Below are 15,031 nucleotides of genomic sequence, written 5' to 3' on the forward strand. Positions count from 1 at the left end.
TTAGCACGAGTGCCTGGACATGCGTCACAGGCCCCCGGCCGTGGCCAGAGGATCCTTGGTGTCGCGTCAGCCGACACCAGCTCTGTGGTGGGGTTTCTAAGCCCCGAGGCGGCGCGTACCGCCTCGGGGCGTTTATAGGACATGGTTGTCACGTCGACCAGAGAACCATGTGACAAAAGCGATGGTCAATCAGGCGTGGCGGGCGGCCGGGATCCCCTGCCTCTCCGCGGCCGCCAGCACCGACCCAGGAAGCCTGCCGGCTTCCCCCAATCGCTCTCGCATGGCGTCTGACATGTCGAAGACGCCGGCGTAGGTCATCGTCCTCCCGATGCGGGTCGGCGTTCCTATGACCTCGAATGCGCAGTCGATGCTGCGAAAGATCCGCGCCATTCGCGCGTCGAAGACTGACACGACGTGCTCGATGCCGGCGCGCTGGCAGACTTCGACGATGCCGCACAGAAGCTCGATCGTCATGCGATTGACAACATGATTGGCTTCCGCGCGATCGCACGCGTTAAACGCTGCAGGGTTCACCGCGAACCGGGAGCTCTCCCAGATAAGGGGACTAGCCGGGGCGCCGCCGGGGACAAGAACCGGGAAAACGTCACGCAACATGTTTGGCCCAGTGGTCGGCAGCAGCCTTGCGGCGCCCTGAAGCGCTGCGGTCCGATCGTCCAGCGAAAGCACGTAGAGGGGATCTTCGGCGTCGAATCGGTCGATCTCCCTGCCATCTGTGACGGTGACATCCCATTCGAGCCGGTCGACGAACACCGCTGCCCGCATCCGAAACATTTCATCGAACAGGGTGGGGTGACGCTCGCGCTCCGCGCCTTCGACGATGGTGATCATGGTGTTGCTCCTTGCGTTTGTTGAAAACGCTGAAGCTACTAGACCCCGGGAGAAGGGCCCTAAATCCGGTGTATCTGCCGGATTTACGGCAATTGGCTGAGCAGACTAGCCTTGCCGGCTTTGTTCACCGCATGGGTATTGTTGGCAGCACCGAGCTTATGTCTGGCGCTCTCGAGGTAGCAGCGTACCGTGTGCTCCGACAAACCCAGGATGACGGCGGTTTCCCACGCCGTCTTCCCCTCGGCGACCCACAACAAACATTCCCGCTCGCGCGGAGACAGGCTGGCGGTATCGATTCTCTGGCCCTCCAGCCGCAGGATGGCCTGATGCATATGGAGGGCTAGCAGTTGGAAGTCGCGCATGTAGTGGAGGCGCACGTGTCTCCAGTCCCGATCGCTGGCGTCGCTCGTGATCGAGACCAAGGCCCTGTCACCATGCTGGCCGTGGACGGGAAGGGATATGCCGCGGCGGCCGAGCCCGAACTCAGCGGCCTCTCCGAAGAGACGCCGCACGTTCTTGTCTCTCCGATCGAAGGTATCCCAGTCGATCGGCAGCATGCGTCGCATGCCGATCTGCACAGCAGGATCAACATCGACGAAGCGCTGGGCCTTGTAGTGATCGACCCAATCGTCCGAATAGGTCACCGCGAGGTATGGACCTTGCCCAGGCTGCGCCGTGAGCCCAGAGCCCAGATAGGCGACGGACTTCAGTCCATAAATCTCGAGCAGCCTGCACAAGAGCGCGGGAATCCGTGCCGTTTCTGCGAGCTCCTCTAGGTTTGCGAGCAGTTCGAACAGTTCCAGATCATCGTCATGTCGATCGCGCCGTCTCATGCTCAATGCTCCTTCTGCAGTGCTGTAGTGCGTACGACCGCTGATCGTCGATCAAGGAAGACCGGACCAGACGACATTCCTGCCCGGGGATGGACGAGGATTCTATGCCGGCCCCAAAGCAACTTCTGAGGCACAGCCGGGAGGAACCCAAGAAAGGAGCCATGCTCAACCATCGAATCCTCCTCGTAACCGCCGCAGCGGCGACAATCACGCGGCCAGCCGTCGTTCGGGCGCCCGATCCGCTCACGTTCTGGGGCTGCTGGCCGCGCCTCGATCGTGCTCGCCCAGGCCGTGGCGTGCGGTACGCTCGAAGCGCTCGCCCCGTTGGTCGCATTCAAGACCTGGCCTACGCCCGACGAAATGGTGCCGGAATCAGCTCCGGCTCAATGAAGGCGGTCATTGTCCCGAGCTATGTGGCCGCAAATCCCCACCTGAGGCCCTGTTTTTGCTGCGTGAGTTCGGGCGCTAAAAGATGACTTTTTTATTCATCTTTTAGATGCACAACGGCTGCGGAAAATCAAGAAGTATGCGTGATCAGATCCGAGCCTTCGCAAATGCTCTTCATGATCGGGTTGTACTTCCCCATTTCGGCTTGGTTCGCGCCATTTGATTTCCGCGAGAAGACATCGTCGCAGGTAGCGTGGTCCCCTGATGCTAACCGTACAGCCCGAAAAAAACAGAAAGTCGCAGTTCCTTGAGGCTGAGGCAATAATAGCGACACGGGGTGCGGGATAGCTCAGCGCCCATCGTCTGCTCCTCTCAGATGTTGAACGCCATGATAAGTGGAAGATCGAAGAGCCGCGCCCAGGCAATGGTTGCTGACTTCTGAATAGCGACAATGCTGGTGCCGTCTGTCCACCAGCCGTTTCCCGTCGCCACAATGATGTCGGGCGAGTAGAGTGTCGATTGCAGAACGGGCCATGCAATAAGCTGCTCGTAGCAGATCAACGGGGCAACCCGTGCGCCACCAAATTCGACGATCGGATTGGCGAAGAAGTGCGCCTGCGCGCCGCCGGACTCGGCAATCAGCGTTAGCCAGGGCTGCCACATTGAGATTGGCACCGGCATTCTCTCTCGGTAGAGGATGCGCGCTCCCTCGCCCGAGATTTCGACCATGACATTGTCATAGCCCTGCCCGTCAACCAGGATCGCTCCGGCATTGACGGTGATGTCGACTCCTCTGAGCTCATGGACCCATAGGCGTTCAACAGTCGGCGTCCAGACACCGGCAGCGCCCTCCGGCAGCACCACGACCTTGTGGCCTTGGGCCGCTGCTGCCTTTATCGCGGCGATCGTCTCATGATGCTGAAATAGCCCGGCATATTTGCCGCGCTCGCCTCCGAATTTCGTGTCGACACCGATCCAGCCCTGGGGCAGGCTGGGCTCCGTCCACGTTGCGGCGGACCAGGCAAACGCTCCTCCCAAGACGAGCGTTGCGATCGGCCAGAACTTCGTTGTCATGGCGAGGAGGCCGATCGCGGCCGCCCCGAGTCCCCACCATCCCCAGCCCGGGAACACGATGCCGGCGGCAGTGATCGGATGCGCCCATCCAACGATACCGAAAGGCGGTACGCTAATGATCACCGCCGCGGCGGCATATCGCACAGTCCGCCCCCTTCCCGACCGCGATGTCCAGAGGACAGCATGCACGGCGACGAAGGCGAGCGATGCGCCGAGCCAGAGCGCGAGGCCTTCGGCGATCCCGCTGCCAAAGTAATTGACAACGCCCTGTGGCAAACCGCGTGATGCGGCGAGAAAATATCCCGCCGACACAATGCCGGCCGCGACCCGCGAGGGAGAGTTTGCCCACAGGGCGGGGAACCCAAAGGCGAGCGGGAGAGTGATGGGATGGCCGCTCCATCCGATCACGCCGGCCGCAACGGCAAGCACCATGAGACCGACAGTCTTCACAGCGTAACGGGTGAATGGTGAGGACGGGAAGGGCCAAGCCGAGGACACCGGCGGCCGGGACCGGCCCGAAATATCTCGAGTCATAGGAACCTGCGAAATCAGAGTGGAGGAAGATGTGACCGGGCGGCACGTCGCCGCCGGCGAAGGGAAGAAGAGCCCTGCCCTCGGCATCCGCGGCGCGCAGCTCCGATTCTGCGAGCGGCATTCCGTCAACGGAAACGGAACCGGCGATCTCAACCCGCTGTCCCTCCGTTGCAGCGACGGTCTTGATCAGCGGGCTCAGCCATCCCGGGCATCGCCCCGAACGCAGATATCCCCGCTGCCGTGCGAGCGTGAATGCGGACGTTGGCGGCGGGCAGATTATGACGAGATCGCCGACGGCAACCTCGCGGTCGAGCGGCACAATCCGCCAGATCCCGAGCGGGTAGCTCGGCGTAAGATTGATGCGCAGGCCACCTACATAACCGAGGGTGAACAGGCCGATCACTGCAGCAGCGCCGATCCCGAGAATGGCGAGCGCGCGACGCCTGCGGGTCATTTGAGCACCTGGGACTGACGCTGGCTCTGATGCAGCGCCTCGGTCTCCTTGAGTGCCTTCACCGTGCGCTCATGGGCAGCGAGCTGCTGGCCGGTGCGCATGATCGGCCAGGCCGCAGCGAGCCTCTCGCGTTCGGCCGCGGGCAGGCCGAGGGCTTGCTTCCTGAACACGGCGCCGTCGGTGTCCTGCACGCCGTTGGAGAGCAATGTGCGTTCCCCGAACCGCTCGGACACGGCCTTGTTGAAGCCGTCGATTTCGGCCTTGGCCATGCGGTCGGCCAGCGCGAACCCGAGCGCTGCCGAAAGATCGTTGCGGTCGATCGCATCGCGCACCTTTTCGAGAACGACACGCGCAGCTAGTGAAAGCGCGGGAATGTCGATTGAGACGCGACGGCGCAGCGCCGTTTCATCGGCCTCGAGCCTGCGCGTAGCCGCCTCGCGCAAACGCAGGTAGCGCTCGATCTCGCGCCCGAGTGCCGGGATGTTCGCCTCGGCCTCACGCCGCGCTCCACGATCCGCCCGGCTCGCCATAATCCCATCTCGGCCGCGCAGAGCGCCGATGGAGGCGGGTTCACGCGCAAGGACTCCAAGCCGCTCTGACGCTGTTGCACGATCGGTGAGCATGGCGTCGAAGCGCATGGCGCCGAACGCCGCCTCCGGATCTGCGAAGACCAGGCGGAACCGGTCGGATACCTCCTCCCACTGTCTCGCGACCTCCTTATCCGCATGGACCTTCGCTGCTGCGACCTCCGAGATGGATTTGGAGAATGTGGTCACGCCCTTGACCATCGGCTCGGCCTCCTTCTTCGATTGGACGGCGGACAGGGTGGTGTCGAACAGGCCGATTCGGACGCCGACGGCGCGGAGCTTGCGGCCGAGATCGGCAAGGCGCCGCTTCTGGCGCAGCGTCCATTCCAGCCGGTCGCGAGCGAGTGTGCGGGCGACGCGCATGAGATGAAGTCCGCGGCTGTTGGCGAAGCTGAGCGCCTGCCGGTAGAAGCGTCCGGCGGCATAATCGAGAGTGGTTTCCTTGGCGTTACGCCTCGAAAGGAGCGTCTCGAGACCGCCCGCGATCTGGAACGATCGCGCGCCATAGAAGAGCTGGAGGTCCTCTTTGTGCCGGGTCATCGCCACATAGGTCAGGTGCCGGTCCAGCGAGAGTGAGGCGAGCACTTTCACGCGATCGACGGTCGCGCCCTGGCTTTTGTGGATCGTGGTGGCGTAGCCGAGATCGAGATTACGGTAGAAGCGCTCCTCGACCTCGACGCGGCGCCTGTCGGGGCCCTCACCGATCTCGGCGACGATCCTGCCGGGTCCGGCTTCGACCACCCTGCCGATCATCCCGTTCTTGACGCCGAGCGCGCCCTCGTTCCTGAGGAACACGATCTGGTCGCCAGCGTCAAAATGCCGTGTCCCCTCTTCCGTCCGGAACGCGTGGCCCTCTCCGACAATGCCACGCTCGACCAGCTTTTCGCGGGCGAGCCGGTTGAGTTCGCGCACGTCCCGGCGCAGATGGGCGAGGATGAGCGTGGACTTTTCGGGATCGTATTCGCGGTTCCAGGATGCGATCAGACTCTCGACCGCCTGAGCCTTCAGCTTCTCCCCGATCACCATGCCGCGGCCCCGATAGGCCGCGAGCGCCGCCGTCACATTGCCGCGCGCCAGATCGAGCGAGGCGGTGCGCATCCAGGCGTCCTTCTGGCGGTAGATCGTCTCGAGTTCGGCATAGCCGGTGCGCTCGACGATGGCGCGGAACGCGGCACCTGCCTCGATCGGCTGGAGCTGCTCGGCGTCGCCGACGAGGACGAGCTTGGCGCCGGCCTTCGAGACCGTCTCGACGAATGTCGCCATCTGCTTCGAGGCGACCATGCCGGCCTCGTCCATGACGAAGATCGTCTTGTTGTCGAGGCGGTTGCGTGCCTCGTTCCAGCGCAGTTCCCAGGACGCCAGGGTGCGGGACGGGATTCCAGCTTCCGTCTCGAGGCCCTCGGCCGCCTTGCCGGCCAGCGCGCCGCCGACCACCGTGTAGCCTGCCGCCTCCCATGCCTCGCGCGCCGCACGCATCATAGTCGTCTTGCCGGCGCCGGCGCGGCCGACCACAGTGGCAATCCGCGCGCTGGCGGTCACGTGCGCGATTGCCGTGCGCTGCTCGGCCGACAGACGATCGTGACGCGCGAACACGTCGGCGACGATCTTCTCCCGGACGCCGAACCCCTTCGCGTTCACAAGCGCGGATGCGCCGGACACCATCTCCGCCTCAAGCCGGATCAGCTCGCGCGTGGTGAGCTTGTCCGGCAAGCGCGCGCCGGTCGCGAAATCGACGGTCCCAGTTTCGAGACGAAGACAATCCGAGCTCTGAAGAATCCGCGCCAGGTGCTCCTGGAAGGCAGAGGGATCATCGACATAGCGATGCAGCACCTTGGCGATATCGCGCTCGTCGAACACGCTCTTTTCGCGGCTGACGAGATCGAGCACGATCTCCGGCCGGGCCTGAATGCGCTCGGCGTTCACCGCGCGCGCGACCGCGTGTGCTGCGAGACGATCGAGCCTGGAGTCCCTGCCCTCGCGCATTGCCCTGCGCTCGATCGCCTTTGCGCCCGTGCCAATATGGGTCGTGGGCACGAGGTCGATGCCGCGCTCCGCATAGGATCGTCCGTCGACGCGGATCTCGAGGCCGCCGAGCGCGAGGTGCTGGTTCTGGAGATCGAACCAGCGTTGCCGCTGCTCGAGGAACTCTGCCTTTTCGCCCGCCCAAAGACGATACTGGATCTTTCCGGTTTTCGTGCGGACCGCCTGGCCGTCCGCTCCGATCATGGCGACCTTCTTGCCCCCGAAGCCGCTGTCGGTGAGCGGGCGCAGCGTCGTCATCAGATGCACATGCGGATTGCCCGGATCGTCGTGATAGACCCAATCGGCTACCTGCCCGCGGCCGAGTAACTGCTCGTGGACGAACTGGCGCACCAGTGCGATGTTCTGCTCCTTCGACAGTTCCACCGGCAGGGCGATGATGAACTCCTTGGCAAACTGCGCGTCGGCGCGTTTTTCAAAGGCCTCGACCCTGTTCCAGAACGCTTCGGCGGCGCCAGCAACCGAGCGGTCGGCGATCATCTCGCGGGCCCAATTCGGTGCATCGGCCGGAAGCAGGAACTCTTCATGGGCGAGATTGCGCTTGCCCGAATAGTCGACAGTCGTAGCCTCGGCCGCATGCTCCATCTTCGCGCAGTGGCGGTAGGCCGCCGACAGGACGGCACTGCGCCCGTCAGCACGTCCAATGATCTGGGGCGTGAAATGCGTGATAGCCACGATGAAACAGAACCCGGCGGTTGGACGACATCGTTCCGCCGGCCACGCCTCCCCCGGACCGGGTGCGGGCGCGGAACGTCGCGTCAGCGACGTATTACTGCGCCCTTGGAGGCATTCCTTCGGAACGCCGGGATGATCACTCAAAGCGTCGGCTTCGCCGACCCGTCATTTGTGCCGGGTCGCGCTGCGCGCGATCCCGGCCGATCCTCACCATCGCCACAAAGCGAATGGTTCGAGAAGGAGACGACCGGAATGAAGAAGCCGTCATCGAAGATCAGGGAAGAAATCACCAGGCTGCAGGAGCAGCTCAGGCAGGCCGAAGCGCGAGAGGCCGAGCGCATCGGACGGCTCGCGCTCAAGGCCGGTCTCGGCGATATCGAGATTGAGGAGCGCGCGCTCGTGGCCGCCCTTGAGGAGGTCGCGGCGCAGTTTCGCAAAGGGAGCGGCCGGGCGGCCAGGCCCGCGTCCGCGCAGGTCGCGCCTGGCGCGGCTCAGGGGCCGTCTGGCGAGGCTTGAGCGGATGCGGCAGGCAAGCCAGTTAGAGGCGCGCAAGAAGGATACGCGCGAGAAGATCCAGCTCGGCGGGCTGATCGCCAAGGCCGGGCTCCGTTACGAGGAGCGCGCATTGTTGCTCGGCCTCCTGATTGACGGCGCGGGCCGGATAAGGACCGACGAAGCCGAGCGGGCGCGCCTGATGGCGATCGGGATGAAGGCGTTCGCCGATGACCCCGACTAAGCTCGCCTTGCTCCTTGCGCCCGTCATCATTATGACGGGCGCGTGCCTCGCCCTGACGGGGATGGAGCACTGGCTCGCAAGCTTCGCCCGCGCGCCGGACGCGCGGCTGATGCTTGGCCGGATCGGCATCGCGCTGCCCTACGCGGCCGCAGGCGGGACCGGAGTTATCTTTCTCTTTGCGGCCAAGGGTGCGATCTCGATCCGGTCCTCGGGCTGGGGGGTCGTCGCCGGCACGTTTGTGGTGATCACAATCGCGGCGGTCCGCGAGATCGGCCGGCTCGCCGCATTCGCCGCAACGGTGCCTCCTGGCACATCGATCATCGAATATACCGACCCGGCCACACTGACGGGGGCGGTCGTTGCGGCAGTCGCCGGCGTCTTCGGTTTGCGCGTCGCCATACGCGGCAATGCCGCTTTCGCGTCGGCCGCGCCCCGCCGGGTCCGGGGCAAACGGGCCATTCATGGCGAGAGCGCGTGGATGACGATCTCCGCGGCCCGGCGCCTTTTTTCCGAGGCCGGCGGCATCGTCATCGGCGAGGCTTGCCGCGTCGACAGACAAGCGGGCGGCGGGTGCGGCTTCCGCGCCGACGACCGTGAGACATGGGGTGCTGGGGGAAAATCGCCGCTGCTGTGCTTCGACGGGTCGTTCGGCTCCTCGCACGGGCTGGCCTTCGCCGGGTCGGGCGGCTTCAAGACCACCTCGGTCACCGTTCCGACGGCGCTCAAATGGGGCGGCGGTCTGGTCGTCCTCGATCCGTCAAACGAGGTCGCGCCGATGGTGATCTCTCACCGGCGCAAGGCCGGCCGATCGGTCTTCGTGCTCGACCCGAAGGAGCCGGGCACCGGCTTCAACGTGCTTGACTGGATTGGGCGATTCGGCGGGACAAAGGAAGAGGACGTGGTGGCGGTCGCCACCTGGGTCGTGACCGACACGGCCCGCCAGGCATCGATCCGCGACGACTTCTTTCGCGCGTCCGCACTTCAGCTCATCACCGTGCTGATCGCCGATGTGTGCCTGTCCGGGCATACGGAAAAAGAGAACCAGCATCTGCGGCAGATGCGAGCCAACCTCTCCGAGCCGGAGCCCAAGCTGCGCGAGCGGCTGCAGCTGATCTACGACAATTCCGAATCCGCGTTCGTCAAGGAGAACGTGGCGCCGTTCATCGCCATGACGCCCGAGACTTTCTCCGGTGTCTATGCCAATGCGGTCAAGGAGACGCATTGGCTTTCCTATCCGAACTATGCCGCTCTGGTTTCCGGCAACAGCTTCTCGACCGACGATCTGGCGGACGGCGACACCGACGTGTTCGTCAATCTCGATCTCAAGACGCTCGAAGCGCATCCCGGCCTCGCGCGCACCGTTATCGGCGCACTTGCCAATGCGATCTATAACCGGAATGGCAGGGTGAAGGGGCGCACCTTGTTCCTGCTCGATGAGGTCGCACGGCTGGGATATCTCCGTATCCTGGAAACCGCTAGAGACGCCGGGCGCAAATACGGCATCAGCCTGCTACTCCTGTTCCAGTCCATTGGCCAGATGCGTGAGACCTACGGTGGGCGGGACGCATCGAGCAAATGGTTCGAGTCGGCGTCGTGGATCTCATTTGCGGCGATCAACGACTCGGAGACCGCCGATTACATTTCGCGGCGCTGCGGCAACACGACGGTCGAGGTGGAGCAGCTCAGCCGGACATCGCGCATGTCGGGATCGTCTCGAACGCGCTCGCGACAGCTCTCCGCCCGGCCGCTGATCCTGCCCGAGGAGGTCCTGCAGATGCGTGCCGACGAACAGATCGTCTTCACGGCCGGCAATCCGCCACTCAGATGCGGCCGCGCCATCTGGTTCCGGCGAGACGATATGATCTCGGTTGTCGGACAGAACCGATTTCAGCGGACCTAGCCAGGAACGGTTCGCGAAGATCTGCCGACATCAATGGCATGAATCGATCAGCCTTGATCGATTCAGAATATGCGTTGGACGACGCTTCCGCGTCGAGCGAGACTTCCGGACATGAACGAACTCCGTCCGGTTCATCTTCGCCGCATCGACCCGTCGCAGAACATGCGGCGGTTCTACAGCCTTTCTGTTCAGCCCACATTGTTTGGAGGAGCGTCCCTCGTGCGCGATTGGGGTCGGATCGGAACGCGCGGACAGTCAATGATCGAAACCTTCGACACACCCGCTGAGGCCGGCGATGCGATGACGCGGCTCGAACGGAGGAAGCGGCGCCGGGGCTATCTCGACCCGTATGCCCCGCGGAGCGGCAGGCGGGAGTGAAGTGGACGACCGGCGTCGAATCTGGCGGCTGTCGTTCCGCCGATACAGAAATGGCCCCGCCTTTTCGGCGGGGCCATTGGGGACCTGGTCAGTCCCTGTTGCCGTTGGGGCGGGACCAGATGAGCTGCACGCCTTCCTGGCCTTCCACCTCAATCAGGGTGGCGTAGATCGGAGCCGGGAAGCTCGGGTCGTCCAGCTTGACCGAAAGGTAGTCGCGTTCGGTCTGCTTGGCCTGTTTCTGCCACGCCGCACCCAGCTCAACTGCACCCGAGAAGATGCGGAAATGCGGTCCGTTCTCGGAAGGGTTTTCGACGCGCTCGAAGCGGGCCTTGACGTTGAGTGCGAGGGTCTTGATCTGGCCGGTGAAGCCGGTCTTGGTGGTGGTGAAGGTGCCGATGTTTGCCATTGTCGTGTTCCTTTCGAAGTTCCGAGCCGCGCCCATCGCGGTCTCGATGGCTGTCGAAAAGATCGGGAACGACCGGCACGCACCTGAAAGGCCGCAATGAAATGGAGGACGGCCGGGAGGAACTTTCTTGGTTCGCGAGGAATGCGAACGTCAGTTCGCAGGGGAAGAAAGTTCCGGACGAGCGTTGCGAGATGCCGGACGAGGCGGAGCCGGTTTCCGGTCAGACATGCCCCATCGAGACCGCGCCGGGCGAGCTCCAGAACATCGAGGCGAAGGAAACACGACCACGGCGTCCTAGCCCGGAGCCATTGCTATTCCGCGACACCGGTTGGTGGGATCAATCGCGCGCTCGACGCTGGCGACCTTCACGGCAGCCGCCACGCCTGCAAACCGGATCTATTCGCTCGTTCTCGCGCGCACGACGAGCGGTGCCGTGGGCAGTCGGCCGAAGCACATAACCATCGCCCTGACCGTCCTCCGCTGGTCAGCCAGCTTCGGCAGAGTTACGCTTCTGGCATCCGCTGGAAGCCCGATGCCCGAGGATATCCCGCGACCTGACGGCATTCGAAAAGATCGAAGGCTGGCTAGACACCACACATGCCCTCGCACTCGTTCGGCCACAGGTCGAGTTGCCCATGGTCGGACAGCGTCGACAGATCGGCTTCGTCAAGGGGAACGGCGGACCGATGGAGAAAGACCTCTCCCCGAATTCCACGCAAGCCCGTCCGGATGGCTCGATCGACCTCGACCGCATCGGACCAGGCAGCGGCATCACGATCGCGCATGGTACGCCAGCGCGCATTGTCATGGAACGGACAGCCGATGCAGGCCGATTTCGGCGGTTGAGGGTAATCGTGGCGGCGCAGCCAGGCGAGGCAATCCCGCCGGCTCATCCGCATCTCGATCAACGGCCAGCGGTTGACCTGCCAGGGTTCGCGGCTCGGTTTCACGCGCATGATCTCATCGCACGAGATTCCGATCCATTGCTCGACAACGGCATGGCCGGGCGAGCGCTTGCGGGCGAGCCCCGCAAGCTCCCTGACCTTCCGGCGGATCGGCACGATCTTGAAATCCGTGGTGCATTGACGCCGGATCATTCCGATCGAAACGGTGTCGCGTGACGTGCGCCGTGTGGCGACCTGGACGAGTTCGCCGGCCGCGTCCTTGTCAAGCGCTGGCACGGCGGATCCCACCGGGGTGACGGTTTTGGCGAACGCTGGAATCGACGCCCAGCGTTTACCCTTTGCGGCTCGCATGAGCTGATCACGTATGTTGCCCGCCGAAACGACATGGACGGCAAACGGCAGGACGTTGGGCGATCGCAGCCAGTTGAGATGGTCATAGACCGCCTTGGGCTCCCAGCCAGTATCGGCAAATACTGCGCAATCGGGCATCGGGCCGATTTCGCGATGGGCGGCCATCAGCGCCAGGGTGGTCGATTGGACGCCGGCGCCGAGCGATAGCGCGCGCAGTCGGATGGCGGAGGGCTCGATGCCCTCCGCAGCAGCATTCGAAAAGGAAAACATCAGGCCGCCTCCACCTGTCCCGTGCCGGTGGCGGAGGGCTGCAGACCGTGCAGATAAGTCACTGCCCGTTGCGCATGGGCGGCGGCCTGAAAGATTGCCCGTCGGTCGTCGGAAAGGACGCCCAACCAGCTCGCCACATAGGACGCATGGTCCGGCCGTGGTTCGAGTTCGGGAACGATGCCGAGGTCGGCACAAAGCAGTGCCGAGCCAATCTCGGCGACGAGCTCTTCGCGCGCGCGCTCGGTCTTGTCCCTGGCGTAGCGGCTCAGATCGCGGCCAACCCGATCGGGCCTCGAGGTCCAGTGGAGTGTTTCGTGACTGAGCACGGCGACATAGGAGTCGGCATCCCGGAAGGCCTCGAAGGGCGGCATCTGGATGTGATCGCTTGCCGGCGCGTAGAAGGCTCGCGCCCCGCCATGCCGGATCACGGCCCCGGTATTGGCGAAGAACCGGTCGGCATGTTCGATCCGCTCGACAGGATCGACGACCTTCTCGGGCCGGTGGTAGTAGTGATCGGGCAGCCCGTCGATCTGATCGCAGTTGAAAACCGAGTAGGTCTTGAGAAATGGAATATCGCGCTCGAACTCCTCGCCCTGTGCATCGGTCTCGGTCTTCGTGAACCGGCTCGCATAGACGACCGTTGCGCCGGTTTCGCCCTTGCGGACCTGTGCGCCGATCTGTGCCGCCTGCCGATAGGTCATCCAGAGCGGCGCCACGAACCCGCGCGCCAGGCTCTCCGACCACAGCAACAGGACATTGATGCCGGTGTATGGTTCACCGGTGTGGCGCAGCGGCCGGGTGATCCGTCCGTCGGCGTGGCCGACGGTCCACGGTTTCACCCATGGCCGCACGCCCTTCTCCAGATCGGCAACGATCTTTTCCGTGATGCGCGCGTAGACATCGGTCTTCGCACCCTTTTCTTGCCTGCTCATTTCAACCTCCGTCTCTGGAGGCCGCGCTGATCGCGGCTCCGTCACGGGGCCGGTTCAGGCGGAGCTTCAGGGCGCGCCGGCACCCGCAGGGCCGGACCGAAGGGAAGGACGGCGCAAGCCGTTGCCGGCGCGGCCGGCTCTGCCCAGGCCACCAACCGGGACGGGCCGCGGGCGGTCGAATGAAGCGGGGCGGCGCCAGGCGCCGCCGCTGCGGACAGTGACCGGAAGCCAGGTTCAGTGAACAGCGTGTCCACCGGTATAGGGATCATATTCGAAGAGAATGTCGACCTCGGACTCCTCGACTTCATCGGCGGGCAGCACCCCGTATGCGTCGTCGGACTGGAAGAGGACCACCGGGGTCATCAGGGTGCGGGCGAGTCTCCAGGCGTGTTTCTGGGCAAGGGAAAGATCGTGCGACATCCGAGGGCTCCATCGTTGGAGCGGGCCAATTCCCGCTCTGATGGCGCCGTCAGTGTGCGGCAAGCGGACGCGATCACCGTGCAGGCGTCAGCCAAACGGCCGCAGCTTTGCTAGCGGACCCTTTACGGGTTGATCGTGGAAGTTCCGCGACCGCACGAGGAAAGCCATCCCTCAAGAGCGGGATTGGATCGAGCTAATGTACGAGCCGGCGTTGTCCCTTTCGTGCTGGCCACAAACGGGCGTCTCAGCCGGCACCCTGCACCGCCGATCTCGAGATCACTTTCAGGAGTGGCCTGCCGTTGCAGCGCAGAGAAGGCCACAGTCGGAATGGAAGACTTCCGGGTCCGACCCGTCGACCCGAACCAAAGCAGCCGTTGCAGCTAGCTGTCGCACCACACATGCTGAACCGCGGCAAATCGTGACAGTGGCCGGCAGGCAATCGCCACGAATAAGCGCATTCTCAGACCAGATCGAAGGTGAGATGATGTTCGAGTTCGATTCAGACGGGTTTCTCACACATCGGAGCGGCGAACTGGAAGCCGAGATAAATGCGGCCCACCACCAACTGTTTACGTGCGCTTGCCAAATCAATCACGACTGCCATGAACTTCTCTTCTCGGCCGATATCCGTAATCGCGACATCCGATCGATAATTGTCGCCACACTTTTCATGCGGCTGCTGGAGCATTACCAGGCTGTGATCGTCTTACTCAACAAAGGGGTGATCGCCGCCGCGAGAGCGGCGCTAAGAGCGCTCGTTGAGACGACCTTCAAGATGCGTGCGGTTGCCACCGATCGGGACGCGCTAAAGGCCTTCATCGCTGAGGACCTAGCGGCGCGCAAAAAGCTGATCAACAAGGCGCGGAACAATGATTACACCAATCTGGAAGAAACCCGCAGGGCTATCTCTGACGAGCTTGTTGGGGATCTGGAGCAACAGATCCAGGCGACCGGAGCCAAGTCCCCCAGGACCGAAGACTGGAGCAGGCGAGCTAGCATGCACGATTGGTACATCACCAATTATGCATTGCTGAGCAAAGCGGTTCATACCCAGGTGCGCGATTTGGAGGCGTACCTGAAAATCGGGGAGTCCGGCGAAATTGAAGAATTTCGCTATGCTCCCGGTATGAATGACATCCCTCTTTTGATTCTCACGACAGCCCATTGCCTCCTGATCGGAGCGTCGGCATTCGACGGAACATTCGAATTGGGTTTCGGGCCGAAGGGCGAACTGCACAGCAAGACGGTTGAAGGAGGTTTTCGGGCTCTCGACGAGGAAAATACCCAATTGTCAATCTGA

13 protein-coding genes and 1 pseudogene are annotated in these 15,031 nt (G+C 63.5%); 5 read left to right on the top strand and 9 right to left on the bottom strand.

The genetic code is table 11. The features are described 5' to 3' along the window. Window positions 1-189 precede the first annotated feature (189 nt). From NTH_RS22680 to traA, 5 genes and pseudogenes are all read right to left on the bottom strand, one after another. Window positions 190-849 carry an acyl-homoserine-lactone synthase gene (locus NTH_RS22680; RefSeq protein ID WP_338532265.1) on the bottom strand — a complete coding sequence of 220 codons (660 nt, stop codon included), beginning with the start codon at window positions 847-849 and terminating at the stop codon, window positions 190-192. An 83-nt stretch (window positions 850-932) separates the two neighbouring features. Then, the gene (locus NTH_RS22685; protein ID WP_338532266.1) at window positions 933-1,682 is read right to left on the bottom strand and encodes a LuxR family transcriptional regulator; all 750 of its coding nucleotides are present in this window, start codon (window positions 1,680-1,682) and stop codon (window positions 933-935) included. A 759-nt stretch (window positions 1,683-2,441) separates the two neighbouring features. Continuing rightward, a complete protein-coding gene (locus NTH_RS22690; RefSeq protein WP_338532267.1) occupies window positions 2,442-3,677 on the bottom strand; it encodes a conjugal transfer protein TraB in 1,236 nt (411 codons plus the stop codon). Continuing rightward, window positions 3,601-4,131 (bottom strand): annotated as a pseudogene (gene traF, locus NTH_RS22695) (conjugative transfer signal peptidase TraF); the annotation flags it as partial. The pseudogene traF and the gene NTH_RS22690, both read right to left, overlap by 77 nt. Continuing rightward, window positions 4,128-7,433, bottom strand: a complete 3,306-nt coding sequence (traA, locus tag NTH_RS22700) for a Ti-type conjugative transfer relaxase TraA (protein WP_338532268.1) — start codon at window positions 7,431-7,433, stop codon at window positions 4,128-4,130. The gene traA and the pseudogene traF, both read right to left, overlap by 4 nt. Window positions 7,434-7,685: 252 nt before the next feature. Between traA and NTH_RS22705 the strand changes: the two genes are divergently transcribed. The 4 genes from NTH_RS22705 to NTH_RS22720 all read left to right on the top strand — a co-directional run bounded on the left by NTH_RS22705 (window position 7,686) and on the right by NTH_RS22720 (window position 10,447). Continuing rightward, window positions 7,686-7,949, top strand: a complete 264-nt coding sequence (locus NTH_RS22705; RefSeq protein ID WP_338532269.1) for a TraC family protein — start codon at window positions 7,686-7,688, stop codon at window positions 7,947-7,949. A gap of 4 nt (window positions 7,950-7,953) precedes the next feature. Beyond that, on the top strand, window positions 7,954-8,169 hold the full coding sequence (gene traD, locus NTH_RS22710) for a conjugal transfer protein TraD (RefSeq protein WP_338532270.1): 216 nt from the start codon (window positions 7,954-7,956) through the stop codon (window positions 8,167-8,169). Next, window positions 8,156-10,069, top strand: coding sequence for a Ti-type conjugative transfer system protein TraG (gene traG, locus NTH_RS22715; protein ID WP_338532271.1), 1,914 nt, complete (start codon window positions 8,156-8,158; stop codon window positions 10,067-10,069). The genes traD and traG overlap by 14 nt, the downstream gene beginning before the upstream one ends. A 111-nt stretch (window positions 10,070-10,180) precedes the next feature. Continuing rightward, window positions 10,181-10,447, top strand: a complete 267-nt coding sequence (locus NTH_RS22720) for a WGR domain-containing protein (protein WP_338532272.1) — start codon at window positions 10,181-10,183, stop codon at window positions 10,445-10,447. An 88-nt stretch (window positions 10,448-10,535) separates the two neighbouring features. Here the strand turns inward: NTH_RS22720 and NTH_RS22725 are convergent, their stop codons facing one another. The 4 genes from NTH_RS22725 to NTH_RS22740 form a co-directional block, all read right to left on the bottom strand. Continuing rightward, entirely contained in the window at window positions 10,536-10,853 is a 318-nt protein-coding gene (locus tag NTH_RS22725) for a DUF736 domain-containing protein (protein WP_338532273.1), read from the bottom strand. A gap of 584 nt (window positions 10,854-11,437) precedes the next feature. Next, window positions 11,438-12,379 carry a hypothetical protein gene (locus NTH_RS22730; RefSeq protein WP_338532274.1) on the bottom strand — a complete coding sequence of 314 codons (942 nt, stop codon included), beginning with the start codon at window positions 12,377-12,379 and terminating at the stop codon, window positions 11,438-11,440. Continuing rightward, window positions 12,379-13,311, bottom strand: coding sequence for an ArdC family protein (locus tag NTH_RS22735; protein ID WP_338532275.1), 933 nt, complete (start codon window positions 13,309-13,311; stop codon window positions 12,379-12,381). The genes NTH_RS22730 and NTH_RS22735 overlap by 1 nt, the downstream gene beginning before the upstream one ends. Before the next feature lie 234 nt (window positions 13,312-13,545). Continuing rightward, window positions 13,546-13,731 (bottom strand): hypothetical protein, encoded by a 186-nt coding sequence (locus NTH_RS22740; RefSeq protein WP_252928180.1) that lies wholly within the window; start codon window positions 13,729-13,731, stop codon window positions 13,546-13,548. A gap of 484 nt (window positions 13,732-14,215) precedes the next feature. On the opposite strand from NTH_RS22740, the gene NTH_RS22745 reads away from it, so the two are divergent. Further along, a complete protein-coding gene (locus tag NTH_RS22745) occupies window positions 14,216-15,031 on the top strand; it encodes a DUF5677 domain-containing protein (protein WP_338532276.1) in 816 nt (271 codons plus the stop codon).

It is taken from the genome of Nitratireductor thuwali, assembly GCF_036621415.1.
In the GTDB taxonomy this organism is placed as follows: Bacteria; Pseudomonadota; Alphaproteobacteria; order Rhizobiales; family Rhizobiaceae; genus Chelativorans; species Chelativorans thuwali.